The sequence below is a fragment of the Deinococcus planocerae genome, assembly GCF_002869765.1.
GTDB classification, from domain to species: Bacteria; Deinococcota; Deinococci; order Deinococcales; family Deinococcaceae; genus Deinococcus; species Deinococcus planocerae.
The window spans coordinates 30,553-51,167 of the sequence record NZ_PNOR01000001.1 but is presented as its reverse complement, the minus strand read 5'-3'; the positions used below and the strand labels follow the sequence as shown (position 1 = coordinate 51,167).

The following is a 20,615-nucleotide window of genomic DNA, read 5'->3' as shown; positions in this document are numbered from 1 at the left end:
AGTTACTAACTCAGTTAACTCAACTTGACTATGGGGTAAGAACTTGGAGAGGTGTTCTGTTCAAAATCGTAGGATGATCGGCCTATACTTCCTACACTTATGAACATGGTGGCTGAGGGGGCCGAAACGGTGCTTGAACTCTTCGTCCAACGCGGCGGGTACCTGACCTCGCGGGACGCGGTGCAGGCGGGTGTACCGGGGATGACCCTCACCCGGTTGTTGCGGCGGGGCGTGATCGAGCGGCCCCAGCGGGGGGTATACCGCCTGGTGGATACGGGCAAGCTGGAGGCGGTCGCTGCGGAGGCCGAGGATCTGCTGGAGGTGCAGCTGCGCTTCCCCTACGCCCGCCCCTGCCTCGTCAGCGCCCTGCACCTGCACGGTTTGACGACGACCCGGCCAGCCGCCCTGCAGTTCGCTGTGCCCGCCCGTCATCGGCGACCCGTCGTGGACTTCCCCGCGCTGGAGATCTTCTACTTCGGACCCAGGGCCTACCGTGCGGGCCTGACCACCCTCGACGTCCGCGGGCGGCCACTGACCACCTACAGCCCGGAGAAGACCTTAACTGACCTCTTGCGCTACGCCCCGAGGTTCGGACGCGACCTCTACCTCGAGGGGTTGAAGAAGTATCTGGGGCAGCCCGGGGTCCAGGTGCAGGCCTTGATTCAGATGGGCAAGGACCAGGGCGTGTGGAAGGAGCTGTCGAGGGACCTGGAGGTGCTGCTGCATGACCAGGACCACTGACCCCAGTCCGGTAAGTATCCTCGCCCGGCTGCGCCACCTCGGTCGCACCCACTACCCCAACCTGCCCGCCAACGCCATGCTGCTGCTCTACGCCCAGCAGGGGCTGCTCGCCCGACTCGACGCCAGCCCCTATGCGGAGTACTTCGTGCTCAAGGGCGCCCTGAGTCTCTTCGCCCGGTACGGGCAGGCCGCCCGCCCCACCGAGGACCTCGACCTCGCGGCCCGGGGCCTGCCCCACACCCCGGAGGAGGTGCGGCGGGTGCTGGAGGAGGTGTGCCGCCTCCCTTACGCCGATAGCTTGATCTTCGACCCGCAGAGCGTACGGGTCTCCCCCATCAACGAGGCGATGAATTACCCCGGCGTCGCGGTGCGCCTGGTCGCCCTGCTGGGATCGTCGCGCGCCAATGTGCAGATCGACGTGTCGTTCGGCAACGCCATCACGCCGGGGCCGGTGACCTGGACGTTCCCACCCCTCTTGGTGGAGCGTGGTGTCCCCGTCTCCATCTACCCCCTGGAGACGGTGGTGACCGAGAAGTTCGCGGCCCTGGTCGAGATCGGCGAGGCGACCACGCGCATGAAGGACCTCTACGACCTGCACGTCGTCCTGACCAGGGAAGTTCTCGCGGCGGGTGAGATGTCGCTCGCCCTGCGCCGCAGTTTCGCGGCCCGGGAGACACCGCAGGCGGCGCTCCCGCGCATTCTCGACGAGTCTTTTGGTCGGTCGGAAGTTCTGGCCCCACGCTGGCGGCAGTACCTGGCGCGCACCCGGTTCTCCGCCCCACCCCTGGACGCGGTGATGACCCTGCTGAGGGCGTTTTACCGACCTCTCCTCCTGGAGGGGCGCAGCCAGGGAACCTGGAGCCTCGCCGAAGCTCGCTGGCATGACGACTGAGACGGCCTCATTCCGAGCTGCTCCACGCACGCTGAGCTGCTGGCGCGTCTCCTCTGATTGAATTGATCAAGGTAGCTAAAGACCTAGTGGATGACCACAGGCATGGCTGGGTTCAACTCTGCGACGGGTAGCGGCGGCTTAATTTCGATCGCGCCTTGTCGGTATTGAACTGCCAGTCCACTTTGACAGAGCGTGTATTTCGGTCGGCTTCCCAAGCTTTGACTTCGTTCTTCAGCTCCTCAGATGTTGACAAACGCCGTCTCAAGCACTGACGTTCTAAAACTGCCCATTCCATCTCGGCCATGTTCAGCCAGGAAGCGTGCTTCGGTGTGTAGACCCACTCGAAACGCCGTCTGAGAAAGTTGGCTTCCCCGGGTGGAAGGTGTTCGTACAGCGCCGATGGAGTGTGCGTGGATAATTGATCCAGCACCAGTCGAATTCGCTTCGCGTCGGGGTAGCGCAGATGCAGAGCCTGCATCTGCGCAGCGAAGTCCTGATTCCCGCGCCGTTCGGTCACCGTCACGGTTCGCTGCCCAGTCCGGGGTTCAAAGGCCATGAAGAGATTGGCTGTTCCACACCGCTTGTACTCGTAGTCCACCCGTGCCGGGTGTCCCGGCACGGGTGGAAGTGGCTCGGTCACGTGCTCCAACAGTTGAGAGGACTTTTCGTCGAAGCAGACCACGGGGTACTCCGGGTCATACGGCTGGGCATAGGTGTCCAGCACCTCCTCCATCCGCCAGACGAAGTCGGCGCCTCCCTTGGCGGTGCACCAGCTCTGGACTTGCCACGGCTTGAGGTCGTTTTTTCAGGGTACGCCGGATCGTCTCATCACTGATGCTTTCGACCACACCCAATGTCACCAGGCGATCCGCCAACAGTTGCATGGTCCAGTGGGCTCGCCCATCTGGACCTTCTGAACAGGTTTCTGCGATGAGGATCGCCGTTTCCTTCGGCCCCAGTTTGGCAGCGGTTTTGGACGGCTCTTTTCATATAAAGCAGCTTGCAACCCACCTTGAGCGTATTTCTTCCGAATGCTGGCGACCGTCAGATGACTGATATCCAGCCGCGCGGCGACGTCGTCATCCTTCAACTGTTGATCAGCCAGGAGCAAGAGACGTGCGCGGGTCATGACCCGCGCACTGATGACGCCCTTTCACGTCATCTCGGTCAGTTGTCGACGCTCCTCATCGCTGAGCCTCACCACAAACTGTTTGCGCCGTCCCATCTCCCCATCTTAGACCTGTCCTCGCCTGTGGTCATCCACTAGTTATGTAGAACTATATGTACATACGCGCTCCTCCTACTCCTCCAACCGTGGTTCCGGTCAGGTGAGGATTTGCGCCGCAGGCAGAGTGCTCTTCGCCTTAACCTGAGCAGCAAGGACCTTCCCTTGAACACTGCCAACCTGCTCGCTGAACTCGAACCCCTGACTCACCACGCCCGGGTAAGGCGCATGGTCGAGGTCGGTCGCCTCCCCGCCCGGGAGCGGGACGCTCTCCTCGACGGACTCTCGCGGGGCGCGGTGTACGAGCGGCGTCTGGCGGCCTTCGCCTGTTTCGGGAGCCGGGATGGGGAGCGCGCCCTGCATGCAGCCCTCGATCCCTCCGGGCATGTCCACGGCCTCGCCACCCGCCTCGTCGCGATGCTCTGTTCTGACGACCAGCTCCTGACCCTGCTTCAGGAACTGCCCGCGTCCCGTCACCGCCTGCTGCTTGGCCGCTGGCGCAAGTCCGGGCGGTCCGGCGCCCCCGTCGACACCTGGATTGAGCGGCTTCTGGAGCAGGGCCGGCGGCAGGAGGCCTGGTCCGTCCTGCCATACGCCTCTTCGACCCTGGTCGAGCGGCTCTTCCCCGAGCTGCTGGACGACGGTGGATGGACGACCGGACCAGGCTGGGAACGGACGGCCCGCTGGCACCCGCAGGTGGCCGGGCAGGAACTCCTGAGGCGGGCGCGGGCGGCCGCGGAGTTCTCCGCCCTACTCACGCGCCAGGTGAATATCGTCTTGCCCGGTCTGGGGGAGCGTGCGCCGGACCTCGCGCTGGCCCTCGTCCGGGAGCTGGGGCGCACCACCCCTCTGACGAATCTGATGCTCTGGAGGTTGGCGGTCAGCAGACCCCAGAACGTGGCACAACTCGTGCTGGACTCGGAAGACGCCCCGCCGCCCTTGCTGAACCTGACCCCGCGCCTGCGCCGTCTCCCGCCGGAGATGATCGAGGCGCTGCTCCGCCGCAGGCCGGGGGTGGTACCCGGGGCGGAGCAGCGCTACGGGAAGTTAAAGCCCGAACTCCGCGCGCGGCTGGCTCCGGTTTTCATCGACATGTTCGGGACGCCAGAAGGACTCCTGCCCCTGCCCGTCGTGCACCACCTGCCGGCGGAGCTGCGGGTCCGGGAGGCCCGGCGTCACCTTCGCCTTCCCTTCCTCCAGACGCGGGTCCTGCTCCGGCTCGGGTACGCGGCCTTTCTCCCGTGGGAGGAGGCGCGCGCGGTCCTGGAGGGGCCCCTGCGGTCACCGGATGCGGAACGGCGTGCCCAGGCCCTCGCCAGCCTGACCTTCTGCGTCCGGTACGAACGCTCCCGGCAGGCGGAACTGCTGGCCCTCATGACCGCGCGGCGCAACGAGCAGGACCCCGTGCGTCAGGCGATGTGGCGGAGCCTGGCGGGGTTGCCCCCCGGGCTGTGGCGAGTGGAGAGCCTTGATGCGGTGGAGCAGGTGATCGGGGACGCGCTGAACGCCGCCGACCTCTCGCACGGGACGGCCGCCCTCGCGGAGGGGTTCGTGCAGGGCCTTCTGCCCTTCCACCCGGAGTGGAGTGCCGCCTGGCTCGCGCGGATCGTCCAGGCCCGCGGCCAGGTGAGTTTCGGGGGGATCGAACGGCGGTTGACCGGGACTACGGCCCCCGCAGTCATAGCTGCACTGCTCCCCGTGCTGCGTTCCTGGGAGACGCGAGAGCGGGAAGGCCAGCTGATCCAGGCACTGACCGGCCTGGGCAAGTACGTGGCCGACTCTGAAGACCTGCTGCGGATACTGGAGGAACGGGTCCAAACGTCCAAGAGCGCCTGGGTCTCGGCGGCGGCATTGGGCTTGCTGCGAGAGCACGCTCAGGCGCGCTTTGCGGCGCTGGTGCCCTTCCTGCTGCGCCAGGACCCCAGTTGGGCGACCCAGCCCTTGGTGTACGAGCACCTGCACCGCCGCCGCCAGGACCTGCTCACGCCCTTCCTGGGACGCCAGGCGTTCAGGGGCCGCTTCAGCACCGGGCAGACCCGCTTCGTCCTGCCCTTCACGTCGGGCTTCACCCGCTGGACCTCGACTCAGCAGCGGACCTTCGCCCAGACCCTGGTCGAATTCAGCAGGGACGAGAAACGAGATTACCCGGGCGTCTGGCGGGCCCTGAATGGATTGGCCGCCCTGCCCTCCCCGGTTCTCCGGGGGAGCATCTCCACGGAGGACCTTCCCCTCCGCCGTCTCACCGCTGTGGCCGACGTCAGGAACACCACCCTGGCGCTGCGCGACGCGGCCCTGCGCGCCCTGGGTCGCCTGGACGAGGGGCGGGGCGTGCCCGGGCTGCTCGCCGCATTGGAGGACGACCGGGCCCGGATCGCCATCTACACCCTACGCCGCCTGCTCCTCGATCTCCCCCCCGCGCAGGCGCTGGAACTGTTGCTTCAGGTCCCGCGTGGACGGGTGACCGTCCTCAAGGAGGTGGTGCGCCTCGTCGGCGACCTGTCTGGTGAGGCGGCTTACCGGGCCCTGCTGGTCTTCGCCGGGCAGGACCTGCACCGGGACGTGCGGGTGGCCCTGCTGCGGGCGCTATGGAACCACCTCAACCGCCCCGAGACCTGGCCCGTTCTGCTGGCAGGGGCCCGGTCTGGGGACGCGGCGCTGAGCGACGGTTTGGTTCGGCTGCCGGGCCGGAACCTCACCGGGGACAGCCGGGACCGGTATCTGGAGCTCCTCCAGGCCCTCCTGACCCACCCGGAGCCGGTGGTCCGGGTCGAGACCCTGCGGCACCAGCAGCCCGTGACCGATCCGGAGCGCCGGTTGCTCGGCACGCTGCTGGCGAGTCTTTCCTCCCCCCACGGGCAGGAGACGGCGGCGGCCGCGGGGGTGATCTTCGCCTCCTACTCGGCCCGGGACGCCGGGGCTATCGGGGACGCCTTTACCCGCCTGCTGCCCGGGCGCCGCGCCTTACGTACTGCCGTCCACGCATTGCAGGCGGCGGCCTCCGGTTCCAGGCGTCGGGCCGTCCCTATCACAGAGGCCGTGCTGGTGGTGCTGGGGGCAGACCCCCTGACCCTGCCGCTACAGATCGGTCTCGCCACCGCCACGCTGGACTGGGACGCTCTGGGGAAGCGGTTGGGGCGCTGGGCTGAGGGGGGCGAACTGCACGCGGAGGCGTTGATGGCGGGTGTGACCGCTATTCGCGCGGCTCGCTGCCGAACGGACGTGCAGGAGGTGGAGGTGCTTGAGCAGGCGCTCGCCGGCGGCCCGAAGGAGGCAACGCGGTTGGCCCTTGAGGCCCTGGTCCTGGCGGCGGAGGCGGCGGGCGGCTGGACTCCCGGGCGGTTGGAGCGCCTGCGGAAGTACCGGGCGGACCCGTCTGTCTTGGTGGCGAGCACCGCGCAGTTCGTTCTGCCTGAGCAGGAACTCGCCGGGGGCTAGAGCCGACCTGCCTGGCCGCACGCCTTGTCGTCAGTTCGCATGGGGCAGCGACAGGTCGGGGTCAGGCGAACGGCTTATTCTAGCTAGGTAAGTAGATACATAGATAGTAGTCTATATGTCTAGCTTTCTAGATTGCTTCTGGTGGTTGTGGTCCCCCTGCGGGGTGCTCAGGAAGGAGTTGAAGTCGGCTGGGCAGGATGCCCTCGAACAGGGTGCCCCGCTGGTCTTCGCGAATGACCTGGAGGAGTTCGGGAAACAGGAGGGGTTGCCCCCGCTTCTCACGGCGCAGGTGGTATTCGAAGTGGGCGTGGTAGCGCTGGTTCGGGAGGACGAGCAGGTTGTCCCGGGAGTTGTTGAGGGAGTCGCCGTCGCGGTGATGGACGATCTCCCCGGGCAGGAGCGCGCGGCCCAGCATCGTTTCGGCCACCCTCCGGTGCAACAGAACCGTCCGTCCTGTCTCGCGGTCCCAACATTTGACGTACCGTTTGCGCTTCCGCATGCACTTCACCTAGTCCCGGATACCTAGTTGCCTATACCTCTAGAGTATTTGTTCCCTATGTAGATAGGTTACTACAAATATAGAAATCTATCCACCAACAAATGGAAACTGTTAGACATCTACAAAACTAAGCGCCTAGATTTGTAGCTATGAGAACGCTCGCCATACTGAGTCTCAAGGGAGGGGTCGGGAAGACCACCACGACGCTCTACCTGGCCGCCGTGGCTGCCAGTCAGGGACAAGCCGTGACGGTGATCGACGCCGACAGCGAGCACAGTGCCCACCGCTGGGCGGCCCACGCCGAGCTGCCCTTCGAGGTGATCCAGGGGGAACCGGACCGCCTGGCCCGGCAGGTCAGGGCCGCCGGGACGATGGGGGGAGTCGTCATCATCGACACGCCGCCCAACTCGCGGGAACTGCTGCTGCGGGCGGGTGGTCTGGCCGACACAGCGCTCGTGCCCGTCGCTCCCACAGGGCTGGAGGTAGACCGCTTGCGGCCCACGCTGGAGCTGCTGGCAGACCTCCAGGCCCAGCGGGAGGAGCTGGACGTGGCCGTGCTGCTGACCCGCTATAACCCGCGCCGACGTCTGGCCCGCGAGGCCGAGGAGGCTCTGACCGGGCTCCCGGTCCTGAATGCCCGTGTCCGCGAGCTCGAAGCATACAAGGCGGCCTTCGGCGGCACGCCCACCGACTTGGAGGAGTACGCCGCCGTCTGGAAGGAGTTGCAGGAATGACCAGAAGCAAGCGGCCCAAGCTGGGAGAAGTTCTGCGGGGGGGAGAGCCGCCAGCCACGGCGCTGACTCCACCCTCCGAACCCCCGGCGTCTCAGCAGGGGAGGGGAGAGGTCAGTCCCCCTCCTGCCATCGAGAACCCGGTGGAGAAGATGGTGCAGCTCAACGTGACGGTTCCCCCAGAACTCCGGCGGGCCGTCCGAATCAAGGCCCTGCAGGAGGGGGTAGAGGTCAGCACCGTCGTCCGCGAGCTCTTGCGGGAGTGGCTCAGTCGCGGGAGTTAGGTGCATAGGCTTCTAGCTTTATAGAAGTCTAAGAGTCTAGACTGGTGTTGACCAAGCAATCTCGCCCCGACCGGGTGGGACGCCTGGGCGAGGATTTCCGGGTCACCGCCGAGCGGCGGATGAAGGAGATCCATGCCGCCTACCACAAACTCATGGGGTGTCGACCGGACGAGCTTGACCGCTCTGAACCGTTCCACCGGGGGAGGGGCGAGGATTCCACGTCGTGTTCACCTCCGTACCTAGGCTGAGAGCATGAACAAAGCCCCCGTGTTGTCTGCCCTGCTGCTCGCCTCACTCGCGCATGCCCAGCAGGTGGGGCGCGAGGACATCACGCTGAACTTCGGTGACTTCCAGAGCAAGGCCCAGTGGACGTATCCGGGCAGCACGACCGGGAAGCTTCCTGCCGTGCTGCTCATCCCGGGCTCCACGCCTGCCGATATGGACTTTCATGTCTATGGTGCGGACGGCACCCTGAAGTCCAGTATCTTCAAGGACCTCGCTGACGGTCTCGCCACGCGGGGCGTCGCGACGCTGCGCTACAACAAGCACTACGTCAGCGGCCCGCGGCAGGTGGACGCCCAAAAGTTCTACACCCAGGCCGACCTGGGCATGTTCCTGCGCGACGCCGAGACGGCCCTCCAGGCCGTGGAACAGAATCCGCGCGTGGACCCAAGGCGGGTCTTCGTCTACGGCTGGAGCGAGGGCAGCACCGTCGCCGCCGCCCTCGCCGCACGTCACCCCGAACTGGCTGGTCTGATTCTTCAGGGACCGGTGGTTCTGCCGTGGCGGCAACTCTTCGAGGCGCAGTTCAACACCGTGCAGCTTCCCTACCTGCGCTCAGTGGTAGGTGACACGCTGACGAACGACGGTCTCATCAAACTGCTCACTGGTCAGGGAGGCCTCGTCGCTAAGAGCGTCGCCGCGTACTTCGCTGACCAGACGCAGGCGCAGCAGGGCAAGTTCGTCATTAACTCCGCCCTCGACACGGATAAGGATGGTCGCCTGGAAGTGAATACCGAAGTCGTGCCGGGCTTCAAGGCGGTGCTGGACTCCGCCTTCACCCCACAAGGAGTGTTCCGTATCTACGCGCCGGGCCGCGCGCTTCCAACCGTGACCGCGCAAGTGCCCAACCTCAAGCTGCCGGTCCTGGTGCTGCAGGGCCAAGACGACGCGAGCACGCCCGTGGGGAACCTCGGGACGCTCGAGGCGGCCTTCCAGAAGGCGGGCACGCGGGCCACCGTCAAGGTCTACCCCGGGCTGGGGCACACCCTCGGTCCGGCCAGGAGCGAGATCGACGACGACTTCCGGCCCATCGCTGCCCAGCCCATGCAAGACACCATCAACTGGATCAAGGCGCGCTGAGACCACCTTCCACCAGGGGACGGGAACGCCACCTCCAGAGAGGATGGACCGTCCCCGTCGCCTTTGGTCGCCACCACCCGGACGCGAGACAGGAAAAGGGGCATCGGGGGTGGCCCGTGATGCCCCTTTCTGTATGTCGGCTGGCCTTCAAGCGTTCTCCATCGGGGCTCCCCAAGTTTCGAGAGGGCTTCGAGGACGGCCCCCTCTGCCTGCCTGGGCGCCAGTGGCTTCTGCCGGGGGGGGCGCCGCGTCCTGGGTCCTGGGGAGAGGCGGCCTCGCAGCTCCGGGTCACCCAAGCCGGACGGTGGCCGTCTGATCGGCCCTGGCAGGGGTCGTGCTCGCGTTCCTCTGGGCTGCATTCAGGATTGGGAGCGGTGTGACCGGAAGAGAAACCTCGCCCTGAGCACCCGGGGAACCGGCACTCAGGGCGAGCAGAAGTGGAAGAACCCGCAAAGCGGGCCTGGTCAGTTCCGGAAGAGCACGCGCTCACGGCGAAAGCTCAGCCAGGCGAGGACGACCACCAGGGCGGCGGTGAGCACGTTGGCGAGGACGGCCAGGGCAACGGCCTGGGCCTGCCAGGCACCGCGCACGATGTCGAGGATCACCAACATCGAACCGACCAGCGGCACCGCGTACAGGCTGGGGTCGCGGGTCAGAAAGTCCGCGAACTGGAGGCTGATGGCCGGCACCGCGATCAGAAGTGCCAGCGGCGCGACGTAGGTCTGTGCCTCGCGGAACGAGCGGGCAACAATGCCCAGGGCGAGCAGCACGCTGGCGAGCAGCGCGGCGGTCGACAGGGTGCCTAGGCTCAGGGCCAGCATTCCCTGGGGACCCAGGTCCAGGTTCACGCCGAAAGCCTGCGCCACCTCGCCGTGCCCGAGCACCTGGCGCGCGACCGCACTCGCCACGGCCAGCCCCAGGATGGTGAAGACGCTCGCCGTCACCGCGAAAATCATCACGCCGATGAATTTGCCGATCACCACGTCGAGGCGTGAGACGGGGGTCACGAGCAGCGCCTCCAGGGTGCCGCGCTCCTTTTCCCCGGCGGTCGCGTCGATGGCCGGGGCCTGGCCGCCCGTCAGCAGCCACAGGGTGAGGAGATACGGAATCATGAACGCGAAGGGGCCGCTGCGCTGCTCGGCCAGGGTGGCGGCATTCACCGGCTGCCCGACCACCGGTTGCAGCGTCTGTGGTCCCAGCCCGGCCTGGCGCAGTCGGGCCGTCACCAGCGTGCGGTTGTAGGCCTCGATGGCGTCCGTCACCTTCCCCACGACGAGCCGCGTCTTCTGGTTGGAGAGCTTGGCGTAGATCCTGATGGGCACGCTCGCGCCGCCCGCCACCGCCGGCAGGTTTTCGGGCAGATCGATCACCACGTCGAGGTCACCGTCACGCACGGCGCCCAGTCCCTCGTTGGTGGGCACGAGCAGCACGCCCTTGCCCTGGGCCGTATCGGCGGTCAGGGCCGACCGCAGGGCGGCGGGCAGGCGCCCGAGGTGCAGGACGCCGACGACCTGGCGCTCGTTCGCGGTGCTCTGGGCGGTGTTCTGGATCAGCAGGGGAAAGCCGATCAGGAACAGGGGAATCATGGCCAGCGGCAAAAAGACGCTCGCCATCAGGGTGCGGCGGTCGCGCAGGGACGAGCGCAGTTCCTTGCCGACGATTCTCAGGATGTAATTCCAGTGCATGGGGGGGCTCCCGTCACGAACCGAACACGCTGGCCTTGGGGCCGCGCACCAGGTCGAAAAAAGCCTGCTCCAGGCTCGCCGCGTTGACCCGCGCCTTGAGGCAGTCGATGGTCCCCTCGGCCTTGATGCGGCCCTCGTGGATGATGATCGCGCGGTCGCACAGTTCCTCGGCCTCGCTCATGACGTGGGTGGAGTACAGCACCGTCTTGCCCGCCCGCCGGAAGGCCCGCGCGAAGTCGAGGACGGCCCGGCGCGCCATGATGTCGAGCCCGTTCGTGGCCTCGTCCAGGATCACGACGCTGGGCTCGTGGATGACGGCGCGGGCAATCACGATCTTCTGCTTCATCCCGGTCGAGTACTGCCGGGTGCGGCGGTCGAGCAACTCGTCCATCTGAAGCTGGTCGGCCAGCTCGGTGATGCGGCGCGCCGTGTCGGCCCGGCCCAGCCCGTAAAAGGACGCGAAGTACTCCAGCACCTCGCGGCCCGTCAGCCGGTCGTACAGCCCCATGCCGCCGTTGACCACCCCGATGTCACGGCGCACGGCCGCCGAGGCGTGGCGGATGTCGTGTCCGTTGACCAGGGCCGTGCCCTCGGTGGGGGGCAGCAGCGTGGCGAGCATCCGCAGCGTGGTGGTCTTGCCCGCCCCGTTGGGACCCAGCAGGCCAAAAATCTCCCCGGCGCGGGCCTGGAAGCTGATGTCACTCACCGCCACGACCCGGCGCGAGTAGCGCTTGGTGAGGCCGCTCGCCTCCACCAGGACGGCGCTGCTCGCCGCGTGGACAGACGCGCCCGGCAGCACGGGAGAATACAGGGAAGGTGCGGCGGTCAGGGTCATGGGCTCTCTCCTTGGGAGGGTTCCGGCAATCCAGCGGGACGGGTCGATGGTTCTGCGGAAGCGTGGCCGGACGTGGGGGCGGGGCCTTACTCATGTCGGAGGCAGGTGATGGGGTCGAGCGAGGCGGCCTTCGCGGCGGGCATCACCCCGAAGAACAGGCCGGAAACGAGCGTGATGCCGATGGAGACGCCCGTGGCGAGCGGGTTGATCTGGTAGGGACCGAGGGCCGGGACGATCAGCACCAGCAGGGCCACCAGCACGTTGGCGCTCAGGACGCCCAGCACGCTGCCCAGCGCGGACTGGGTGAACGCCTCCAGCAGAAACTGCCGGTTGATGTCGGTGGCGGTGCCGCCCAGGGCCATCAGGAGGCCGATTTCCTGCATGCGCTCGGTGACCGACGAGAGCATGACGTTCATGACGCCCAGGCTGCCGCCCACGATGGAGAGCACCCCCAGGGCACCGAACACGAACTCCAGCAGGTTGCGCACCGACCCGATCAGTTCCAGAAAGACGTTGAGGGACTGGGCGCGGAAGCGGTGGGGGCCGTGGCGCAGGTCCAGGTGCCGCTGCACCTGCTGGGCCACGTCGTCCGCCACCGCTTCGGGCGTCAGGAGCAGTTCGATGGCGTCGTACTGGCCGCGCCGGGTGGTGGGCGACACCCGCCAGATCAGGGCGTTGGGGACCAGCACCTGGGGGCTGCCGAGCGCCTGGAAGATGCCCGGCGCGGGCGGCAGGACGCCCACGACGACCACGTTCACGCGCACCCCGTTCAGGTAGTGGAGCAGCACGGTCTTGCCCAGGGGGTCGCGGCGGCCGAACAGGTCCCGCACGGCCTGGTCGTTCAGCACCCCCACGGCCGCGCCGGTCGCCGCCTCGAAGGCGCTGAAGTAGCGGCCCGACTGCACCGTGACGGTCCGGTCGAGGCGGGGGAGGTCGCCGGGCGAGCCGTTGAGGGTCACGGGGATGGAGCGGTTGCCCGGGGTCTGGTACACGACCGGCTCGGCGATGCGCGGCACGGCCGTCACGCCGTACAGCCCCGACAGCGAGCGCACGTCGTCGTCGTTCAGTTTCACGCTGTACTCGCCGACGTTGGTGGTGTCCTGCTGAACCAGGACGCTGTTGCCGATGGTGGAGGTGAACTGGCTGCTGATGGCGCGCGCGGCCAGCTCGCTGAGGTTCAGCATCAGGGCGATGGAAAAGGTGCCGAGCCCCATCGCCAGCACGGACAGGAGCGTCTGGGCGCGGTTTTGCCACACGGCCTGCCACGCCATCCGAATCGCGTCGGCGGGCGGCAGTCCGGGGCCGTTCATGAGCCCGCCTCGACGTACCCATCCTCGACGAGGAAGCGGCGCTGGGCCCGCTCGGCGACGTCCGGGTCATGGGTCACGATCACCAGGGTCTTGCCCTGGGCGCGCAGTTCGTCGAACAGGTCCAGCACCCCCTGGCCGGTCCGCCGGTCCAGGTTGCCCGTGGGCTCGTCGGCGAGGATCAGGCTGGACTCCTGCGTCAGGGCGCGGGCCACCACCACCCGCTGCTTCTGACCGCCGGACAACTGCGCGGGCCGCTGGTGCTGCCAGGGCAGCAGGCCGACCCGCTCCAGGTAACGCCGGGCGGTAGCCTGGCGCGCCGCGAGGGGGACACCCCGCAGCCGCAGCGGCAGCATCACGTTTTCCAGCACGGTGAGTTTGGGCATCAGGTAAAAGGTCTGGAAGACGAAGCCGATGTGGGCGTTGCGGGCCTGCGCGAGCTGGGCGGCGTCCATCTGCACGACGTCGTGCTGCCGGAAGTGGTAGCTGCCGTCGCTGGGCCGGTCCAGCAGACCCAGCAGGTGCATCAGGGTGGATTTGCCGGAGCCGCTGGGACCCACGACGGCCACATGCTCGCCCGCGTGAATCTGGAGCTGCACGTCCCGGAGCACCCACACCCGGTCCCCGGGCTGCGCGGTGGGGCCGGGATACCACTTGTTCACCCCGCGCATCACCAAAAGCGGCGTGCCCAGGGCGTGGGCGACCGCCGGGCGGAGGGCCGTGGCCGGTGGGCCCGGCCATGCGTGTCCCAGCCAGCGGTCAGGGTGCATGGTCTTCGGCCACGCTGAGGCCGTCCCGGAAGGCGTCCTGGGGCGTGCGGGCGATGCGTTCCCCGGGCCGCAGGCCCTGCACGGCGGCGTCGTTGACGTCGCGCGCGAGCACGGTGACGCGCCGCTTTTGCAGGGTGGAGGCGGGCGTCACCACCCAGACCCAGGTCGCGGCGCTGCCGAGGGTCGCGGTGGTCTGGGGATCGTCCTCGACGATGGCTTCGAGGGGCACGGTCAGCGCGTGCGGGATGGTGAGGGTGGTGATGGAGGCGTCCACCGACAGGCCGCTGCGCAGGGGCGGCGTCCCCCCGGGCAGGCGCACGTACACGGGGACGACCGCGTTGCCGCTGGTGGAGACCGTGGCCACCACGCCCACGCGGTCCACCACGCCGGTCAGTGCCTGTTGATCGGTGGACAGGACGAGCTGGACCACGTCCCCCACCCGGACGCCCGCCGAGGACGCCTCGGGCAGGTCCACCCGCACCTTGGCGGTGTGGTCCTTCACGATCTCGACCGGCGTGGCGGCAGAGTTCACGCCCGGGGTGAGACCGACCGTGGCGATCACGCCGTCCACGGGAGAGCGCAACAGGTCGTCGGCCGCGTCGACCTGCGCCTCGCGCAATTGCTGAGCCGAGGCGGCCTGCTGCTGCCTCAGCTGCGCGACGGTGGAGCGGTTCGTCACATCCTCCTGCTGGATGTTCAGCCGCGCCTGCTGCACCGCGTCCTGGGCGGTGACCAGATCCTGCTGCGCAATCGCGCCGACGGCGTACAGGCTGCGGGCGGTGCCGAGGTCCGACAGGGCCTTGTGGACCTGCAATTGCAGACCTTGCAGGGCCGCCTGATGCCGCGCCTGTTCCGCCTGGAGACGCACCTCGCTGTCGGCGAGGGTGTTTTGGGCGGTGCCCAGGGTGGAGGGCAGCAGGGCATTGTCCAGGGCGGCCAGCGGCTGCTGCTGCCGGACCCGCTGACCGGCGTGAACATAGACAGCCTTCACGCGGCCGGGCGTGGGGAAGGTCACGCTGATCAGCTGCGATTCGACCACCCCGGTTCCCTGCACCTGCTGGGCAAAGGTCGCCTGTCTGACGGGCTGCACCACGATGCGCTGTGGCAGCGGCGCGCGCAGTTTCATTTCGACCGCTGTGACCGTGACGAGACCTATCACCACCAGGAACGCCGCCCACAGCCACACCCGCCCGGATCGCCCGCCCCGTGCCGGCAGTGGAGAGGTCGTGGGCGCTTCCAGGGCGTCCAGGCCGGACCGCATCTCCAGTTGGCTCATATGACGCCGAGGAAAAACAGCAGGCCGTACAGGGCCAGGCAGAGGCTCGCGGCGATCCAGACCCGCCCGCCGGGCGCGAAGGGCCGGAAGAGGCGGGTGAGGTAGATCACCTGTGCGGCGAACATGGTCAGTTGCGCGTAGCGGTACACCTGCATGGCGACGCTGGTCCGGAGTTCCGCGATGACGTGCTGCGCCCCCTGCACGCTGGAGAACGAGGCGTCGGCGGGCAGCAGCGGCATCAACACGATCAACGCGGGCAGGATCAGCAGGTACAGCGGAATGGCGATGATGAAGGTGCGGGCGTAGAGCGTGTAGGCGCGGGTGCCGGTGGCCGTCAGCAGGCTGTAGATCAGCCCCACCACCGCGAGGAACAGGAAATTTCCGAGGATGCCCCCGAACAGCGCGAACACGAAGGGGATCACGCCCAGCGGCATTTTTTCGAACAGGTTGAAGAACACGACGGCGCCCGTGAGGCCGCGCAGCACCCCGGCGATCACCACCAGGGCGAGCGGCGGGCGTCCGGCGGAACGCGTCAGGGTCGGGGCGGTGGTGGCGATCATACGGCCTCCAGATGCTGGTAGTGCGGTGCCCACAGACTCCAGTTCACGGCACCGATGCCCAGAGCCACGCCGGTACAGAGCAGGGCGAGGCCCAGCAGGCAGGTGCCCGCGCTGACAAAGACGTTCGGGAGGCTGTGGAGGATGTAGCCGACCGAGAAGACTACGCCGAACCCCAGATGGAGCAGCAGCCCGGTGGTCCCGTTCACGACGTATCCGCGGGCCTGGCGGGTGGGCACGGCGCACAGGGCGCTCAGGACGAGAAGGTAGGCGAGGATTTCCCCGTTGCGGTTTACCTGAAGCGCGTCCATGAGGGCGAGCGCTGCTCCGCACAGGGTGCCCGCGAGGTACAGCATGGCAGTGAGCTTCATCAGGCTCCCCGATCAGGCGTCCTGCACGAACATCTTGCCGCTCAGCCAGTCCAGCACCAGGATCCGGCCGACGAGCATCGGCTGGCCCAGGCGCGTGAGGTAGCGCAGCACGTCCGAGACGATGACAGAGGACAGCCAGAACGCCAGCGGGCCCATGATGGGACCCTTGAAGTATTCCGGGGTCACGAAGTCGTGTCCGGCGATGGTCGCCTGGAGGGGGGTGCTGTTCGGAAGGCACAACGGTCCGGCGACGCAGGTGGTCTCGGCGAAGCCGCCCCCCAGGTGCGGGATGCCGAGCTCCCGGCAGGCGTCGTCGACTTCAAAGGCCACGTGGAACGGCTGATCGACCGCACGGACCACGAAGTCGGCGCCCCGCACGATGTCCTGGATCACGCTCTTGGAGAGCAGGTGCGCGTTGTGCTTCTCGATGGCCAGGTGCGGGTTCAGCCGCTTCAAGGCGGCCTCGGCTGCGTCCGTCTTGAGCTGCCCCAGGTTGTCCTCGTTGTAGAGCACCTGACGGTTCAGGTTCGAGCGCTCGATCACGTCGTAATCCACGATGACGAGCTTGCCGACGCCGGCGGTCGCCAGCAGATAGGCGGCCTGCGAACCCAACCCGCCCAGGCCGAGAATGGCCACGGTGGCGTTGGAGAGGCGCTGCTGAACGTCCTGGGGTTCGTCCACACACAGCGAGAAGAACCCCAGTTGCCGGTCCAGCAGGTGATCGTTGCGGGGCACCCAGTCGATCAGGACCCTTTCTCGCTCCAGCACATGGCGTTCTTGATCGCTCAGCCGGTTGAGAGTCTGTTCGCTGACCTCTCGGTCGCGGATGATGAATTCCAGCTCCCGGCGGTACGGCAGGCTGACGTTGCTGTGGGGAGAGCCGAGCATCAGCCTGCTGTCGTATCGCGCCCGGTACTTGAAGGGGTTGACGTAACGCTTGGCGATCATAGGGTCCCTCTTTCCCTGCGCAGGGCCGGACGCCGGCGGGGAAGGCGGCGCAGGCCCTGGGAAGCCGCGTGGATCAGCAGCGCGGCGGCGCTCACGGGGAGTGCGAAACGTTGTGCGGTCATAGGAAGCCGGGAGACCAGCAGGCCGAATCCGAGCAGGTACATGCCCAGGGTGTAGACGATGGAGGCCAGGCCGGTCACCGCGTAAATCTGCGGTTTCACGCCCAGGGTGAGGTAGCTGCCGGGCGCGCGCAGGACACCCAGTCCCGCTCTGGTGACCTGCTGGAGGAGGTTGGGTTCGTTGATGAAGTTCGCCAGGATCCAGTACCCGTCCGTGCGGACCAGCGGAACCGTGTTCAGGACCATGATCCCGATGCTGGACAGGCAGTAGAGGCCGAGGAGGGCCTGGTCGGTCACCAGCCAGGCCACGCTGGCGATGAACAGAGGAATCATCTGGAAGATGAAGCCGCCCAGGGCCACCATGATGCGGTGGTGGCGGCTGCTGAGCCAGCCGTTGCTGACATCGACGTAGCCGGCAGGCTGGAGCAGGAACAGGGCGACGCCCATGCTGCGGGGTTGGATGCCGTAGTGGGCCGCGATAACCGCATGGCCGAATTCGTGGATGAAGGTCGTGACGGTCAGAAGTGCCCACACGGCGATCAACGTCGGCAGGGGAAACTGGTTGAGGGACGTGGCCATGGGAAGGTGAGGGGCTTTGGCCGCGCAAATCACCAGGGTGGCTGTACTCATCAGGGCGAACAGGAGCGTGCTGAGCGGGGTGATCACGCGGCCCCTGAGTTGTCTCACGAAATGGTCCCCCGGCGTGTACAGGGGCAATTTGACGAAACCACGTCGGATCTGTTGAAAGAGCTGCTGGGTCGGCGCGACCGGGACGAGAAATGACCTCAGGTTATCGCTGAGGATGCGTGCCTGCCCGAGCGAAAAACGTGCGTGGAGCGCCTGAACAGTGGCGTCCTGTTCGGTGGTAACGCGGCCGTCAACTAGCGCCTGGAACTGGGTGGCGACCGTGCGGCTGACCGTGAAGAAGCGGTCGTCGACCCGCACGGCCACTTTGTTGGGGGTAATCTCCTCGCCGATGACGAGGTGGCGGTCCCAGCTGTCGGTCATGAGCGTGACGTCATCGCGAAGGTTCCTCCGGCGCAGAGATGGGGACGACACCGCATCCCCATCTCTCCACGGTCAGGGGACGGTGGATCAGCAGCCGAGGGCGATCGCCAGCCCGATGCCGGCGGCGGCACCAAGGATGACGTGTTCCGCGATGTCCCAGCCGTCGGGTGTCTCGATGGGCTCGAGTTCGACCAGTTCGAGATCGTATTCCTGCGGGTTGTTGAGGGGCGTCACCATGAGGTCCTCCTTTGGGCGTTCCAACGGTGTGGGCGCCGTGCTGACAGGGCACTTCTCCAGATCAGGAGGTGCAGACGAGCACCGCCACTGCGAAGCCGACGACGAAGGCGGCCACGCCGGCCTGAGCTTCCACAGAAGCCACGTTGATTTCCTGCAGTTGATCGAACTCGAGTTCGTTCTGATCAACCATCGCGATGGGCTCCACTTCCCTCATATCCGTCAGGGTTGCAATCATAATTTCACCTCCTTGAAAGTCATTGCATAACATGTTAAAAAGGCAAACCCTCTTGCAAGAGAACGCCGAAAACGGGCTGCGTCATCAGATGTTAAATGTCTGACTATTCCCCTCGTAATAAGGGCGAGGAGGAAGCCCATCTTCTAGTTCACTGGCGTCAACCAGTGTGGTACACTGTAAGACGGTCTAGCTTCTAACTGCTTTTGACTTCTGAATAAAAATTAGTCTCCCCAGATGGAAACAAGATGAAAACCTACGACCGGTGGGTTCTGCTCAGGAAGTGCACCTCGCCTCGTGGGGAAAAGGGCTACCCAGAGCTGAAAAATGCCGGCGGCACGCGTGGAGAGTTTCAGAGGGGAGCCGGGTTCAGTCTCTGGCCGACCCCTTGAAGTCCCAGGAAAGGTCGTGCCGGGAGGCCGTGTTTCGAGCCCCCGTCCATGTCGGCCACTCGGCGACCCGGGTTAAAGGAGATTCCAGGAGTCGCGCGGCAGGATGTCGTCCCTCTCCGTTGTTCAGGTGCAACTTCTGAGTTCTGTCACTGCGCCGGGCTGCCGAGCGGTGTCCGACTGGTAGCCGGACCACCACCCTTCCCGCGTTCTCACCACATCTGCCCGGAAACAGCCGTTCAGGCCATGAACGTCGTCTGAGCCGGCGTTCGCGCAAAACCTTGACTGCGGTCGATGGCGCCGAAGAGATGGTTCTGGCGCCATCTCGGTGCGACCCTCTGCCTGGTGCCGAAGAGAAAGGATGGACCTCGCCCCACGCGCCCTGCTCACCCTCGACGGGTTGCACCTCGAGCACATCGTCGCCGACGAGAAAGCGGCCTGATCGTCGTCAAGGTGCACAACACCACGCCCACTCCGCACTGCCCGCAGTGTGACACGCCCGCAGGTAGGACACGCAGCACCTCCACCCGGACTCTCGCTGACCTCCCGTGGGGTGGGTGGCGCGTCGTGTGGCGGCTGTGCGTTCGTCGTTGCCCCTGTCCCTGGCAACGCATCTTCGCCGAGCGTTTCGAGACCCTGGCCGTGCCCTCTGCCCGTCGAACCTCCCGCCTGGCCGAGGCTCTGCGTGGCATAGAACTGGCGCTCGCTGGTGGTCGGTCGCGAGGCGCTGCTGACACTCGTTCGTCGTGGGTCTCCACATCCGGGCGCGTCGGTGCGGGTGCTGGGCACCGACGACCGGGCGTACCGCCAGGGGCAGACCTACGGCACCATCCCCGTTGACCAGGAGTTGGGGCGGGTGTCGACCCGCTGCCCGACCGGAAGCCGAGGACGGTGGCCGCCTGGTTGTACGCCGACCCGGGCGTGCAGATCGTGACCCGGGATCGTGCGGGGATGGACGCCGACGGCATCTGGCAAGGTGCGCCTGAAGCCATGCGGGTGGCGGACCGCTGGCATCTGTTGAAGCACCCGGGTGAGGCCATGCTGCCGGGGCTGCCGGGACACAGCGAAGACCTCAAGGCCGTCTTCGTCGAGCCACTTCCAGAGGCGGGCGAGTCAAGTGCAGAAGCACTCGATTCGCCCGCGATCAACCCGACGCCTGCTGGGCCTGACTTCAGCGCTCACAAACAGGCCCCATTTGACCGCATCCACGCCCCGCGAGCCCAAGGCCGGAGTTCCCGCAGCGTCGCCCTCGCGCTCGATCTCAGCCGCAACACCGTCAAGAAGTATGCCCGGCTCGGCCGCTGCCTTGAACGAGGACGACGCCCGCGAGGCCAAGCTACCGCCGTCTATGAAACAACCTACCTGGTCGAACAGCCGGGCGCGGGCCAGCGCCATGCCGGGCGGTTCTGGGAGGAGGTGTGCGCGCAGGGCTTCACGGGCAGCGCCTCGGTGGTTCGGTACTATGTCGCTGACCTCCGCCGACAGCATGGCGTGACGGGCCGACGGGATGCCTCACGCCCGACCCCAGGCGGCGATGCCGATGAGGGGCTACGACACGATTCGATACTGGGACATCGCCATCTTCCGGCGGGACAACCAGGGCAATAGAGCGTGTTCCTGGCCGCTCCCCGCAGGCAGATTCGACTTCGTCACCAGTATCTGTGTAGCTCCGTCCAGACCGCCTGCCACAGAGGTCGATCCCGTCCGGGTCA

Annotated in this window: 20 protein-coding genes and 1 pseudogene; 8 read left to right on the top strand and 13 right to left on the bottom strand. The window is 66.8% G+C overall.

The features are described from left to right. The first annotated feature begins 99 nt into the window (after nucleotides 1-99). Both A7B18_RS00210 and A7B18_RS00205 read left to right on the top strand, forming a co-directional pair. A complete protein-coding gene (locus A7B18_RS00210) occupies nucleotides 100-741 on the top strand; it encodes a type IV toxin-antitoxin system AbiEi family antitoxin domain-containing protein (RefSeq protein WP_102124663.1) in 642 nt (213 codons plus the stop codon). Then, the gene (locus A7B18_RS00205) at nucleotides 725-1,633 is read left to right on the top strand and encodes a nucleotidyl transferase AbiEii/AbiGii toxin family protein (protein WP_102124662.1); all 909 of its coding nucleotides are present in this window, start codon (nucleotides 725-727) and stop codon (nucleotides 1,631-1,633) included. Before A7B18_RS00210 ends, A7B18_RS00205 begins: the two co-directional genes overlap by 17 nt. Before the next feature lie 112 nt (nucleotides 1,634-1,745). Here the strand turns inward: A7B18_RS00205 and A7B18_RS00200 are convergent. Next, nucleotides 1,746-2,858: pseudogene (locus A7B18_RS00200) on the bottom strand (IS630 family transposase). A 165-nt stretch (nucleotides 2,859-3,023) separates the two neighbouring features. Between A7B18_RS00200 and A7B18_RS21700 the strand changes: the two are divergent. Beyond that, the gene (locus A7B18_RS21700; protein ID WP_180969934.1) at nucleotides 3,024-6,293 is read left to right on the top strand and encodes a hypothetical protein; all 3,270 of its coding nucleotides are present in this window, start codon (nucleotides 3,024-3,026) and stop codon (nucleotides 6,291-6,293) included. Between the two features lie 127 nt (nucleotides 6,294-6,420). On the opposite strand, the gene A7B18_RS00190 is transcribed toward A7B18_RS21700, so the two are convergent. Further along, nucleotides 6,421-6,792, bottom strand: a complete 372-nt coding sequence (locus tag A7B18_RS00190) for an HNH endonuclease (protein ID WP_102124661.1) — start codon at nucleotides 6,790-6,792, stop codon at nucleotides 6,421-6,423. 149 nt (nucleotides 6,793-6,941) lie between these two features. Here A7B18_RS00190 and A7B18_RS00185 point away from each other — a divergent pair, with 149 nt between their 5' ends. The 3 genes from A7B18_RS00185 (at nucleotide 6,942) to A7B18_RS00180 (ending at nucleotide 9,169) form a co-directional block, all read left to right on the top strand. Next, nucleotides 6,942-7,526 carry a ParA family protein gene (locus A7B18_RS00185; protein ID WP_102124660.1) on the top strand — a complete coding sequence of 195 codons (585 nt, stop codon included), beginning with the start codon at nucleotides 6,942-6,944 and terminating at the stop codon, nucleotides 7,524-7,526. Further along, nucleotides 7,523-7,807 (top strand): hypothetical protein, encoded by a 285-nt coding sequence (locus A7B18_RS21140; protein WP_146009393.1) that lies wholly within the window; start codon nucleotides 7,523-7,525, stop codon nucleotides 7,805-7,807. The genes A7B18_RS00185 and A7B18_RS21140 overlap by 4 nt, the downstream gene beginning before the upstream one ends. Nucleotides 7,808-8,059: 252 nt before the next feature. Continuing rightward, nucleotides 8,060-9,169 carry an alpha/beta hydrolase family protein gene (locus A7B18_RS00180; protein ID WP_102124659.1) on the top strand — a complete coding sequence of 370 codons (1,110 nt, stop codon included), beginning with the start codon at nucleotides 8,060-8,062 and terminating at the stop codon, nucleotides 9,167-9,169. Between the two features lie 464 nt (nucleotides 9,170-9,633). Here the strand turns inward: A7B18_RS00180 and A7B18_RS00175 are convergent, their stop codons facing one another. From A7B18_RS00175 to A7B18_RS21690, 11 genes are all read right to left on the bottom strand, one after another. Continuing rightward, nucleotides 9,634-10,854, bottom strand: a complete 1,221-nt coding sequence (locus A7B18_RS00175) for an ABC transporter permease subunit (RefSeq protein WP_102124658.1) — start codon at nucleotides 10,852-10,854, stop codon at nucleotides 9,634-9,636. 13 nt (nucleotides 10,855-10,867) lie between these two features. Beyond that, nucleotides 10,868-11,689 (bottom strand): ATP-binding cassette domain-containing protein, encoded by an 822-nt coding sequence (locus A7B18_RS00170; protein ID WP_102124657.1) that lies wholly within the window; start codon nucleotides 11,687-11,689, stop codon nucleotides 10,868-10,870. Nucleotides 11,690-11,775: 86 nt separating this feature from the next. Continuing rightward, nucleotides 11,776-12,999 carry an ABC transporter permease gene (locus tag A7B18_RS00165; protein ID WP_102124656.1) on the bottom strand — a complete coding sequence of 408 codons (1,224 nt, stop codon included), beginning with the start codon at nucleotides 12,997-12,999 and terminating at the stop codon, nucleotides 11,776-11,778. Further along, nucleotides 12,996-13,766: an ABC transporter ATP-binding protein gene (locus tag A7B18_RS00160; RefSeq protein WP_219722059.1), complete on the bottom strand. Its 771-nt coding sequence runs from the start codon at nucleotides 13,764-13,766 to the stop codon at nucleotides 12,996-12,998. The genes A7B18_RS00165 and A7B18_RS00160 overlap by 4 nt, the downstream gene beginning before the upstream one ends. After that, nucleotides 13,756-15,042, bottom strand: coding sequence for an efflux RND transporter periplasmic adaptor subunit (locus A7B18_RS00155; RefSeq protein ID WP_102124654.1), 1,287 nt, complete (start codon nucleotides 15,040-15,042; stop codon nucleotides 13,756-13,758). Before A7B18_RS00155 ends, A7B18_RS00160 begins: the two co-directional genes overlap by 11 nt. Beyond that, nucleotides 15,039-15,602, bottom strand: a complete 564-nt coding sequence (locus tag A7B18_RS00150) for a hypothetical protein (protein WP_102124653.1) — start codon at nucleotides 15,600-15,602, stop codon at nucleotides 15,039-15,041. The genes A7B18_RS00155 and A7B18_RS00150 overlap by 4 nt, the downstream gene beginning before the upstream one ends. After that, the gene (locus tag A7B18_RS00145) at nucleotides 15,599-15,970 is read right to left on the bottom strand and encodes a hypothetical protein (RefSeq protein ID WP_146009392.1); all 372 of its coding nucleotides are present in this window, start codon (nucleotides 15,968-15,970) and stop codon (nucleotides 15,599-15,601) included. Before A7B18_RS00145 ends, A7B18_RS00150 begins: the two co-directional genes overlap by 4 nt. Nucleotides 15,971-15,982: 12 nt before the next feature. Further along, complete coding sequence (locus A7B18_RS00140; RefSeq protein WP_102124651.1) at nucleotides 15,983-16,918, bottom strand: HesA/MoeB/ThiF family protein; 936 nt, start codon at nucleotides 16,916-16,918, stop codon at nucleotides 15,983-15,985. Continuing rightward, nucleotides 16,915-18,045 carry a zinc metalloprotease gene (locus A7B18_RS00135; RefSeq protein ID WP_102124650.1) on the bottom strand — a complete coding sequence of 377 codons (1,131 nt, stop codon included), beginning with the start codon at nucleotides 18,043-18,045 and terminating at the stop codon, nucleotides 16,915-16,917. Before A7B18_RS00135 ends, A7B18_RS00140 begins: the two co-directional genes overlap by 4 nt. An 87-nt stretch (nucleotides 18,046-18,132) precedes the next feature. After that, complete coding sequence (locus A7B18_RS21695) at nucleotides 18,133-18,282, bottom strand: hypothetical protein (RefSeq protein WP_180969933.1); 150 nt, start codon at nucleotides 18,280-18,282, stop codon at nucleotides 18,133-18,135. A gap of 61 nt (nucleotides 18,283-18,343) precedes the next feature. After that, nucleotides 18,344-18,517 (bottom strand): hypothetical protein, encoded by a 174-nt coding sequence (locus A7B18_RS21690; RefSeq protein WP_180969932.1) that lies wholly within the window; start codon nucleotides 18,515-18,517, stop codon nucleotides 18,344-18,346. 680 nt (nucleotides 18,518-19,197) lie between these two features. On the opposite strand from A7B18_RS21690, the gene A7B18_RS23015 reads away from it, so the two are divergent. Beyond that, nucleotides 19,198-19,743, top strand: coding sequence for a transposase family protein (locus tag A7B18_RS23015; protein ID WP_425430312.1), 546 nt, complete (start codon nucleotides 19,198-19,200; stop codon nucleotides 19,741-19,743). An 81-nt stretch (nucleotides 19,744-19,824) separates the two neighbouring features. Further along, nucleotides 19,825-20,511 (top strand): hypothetical protein, encoded by a 687-nt coding sequence (locus A7B18_RS21135; protein ID WP_146009391.1) that lies wholly within the window; start codon nucleotides 19,825-19,827, stop codon nucleotides 20,509-20,511. Nucleotides 20,512-20,615: the final 104 nt, after the last annotated feature.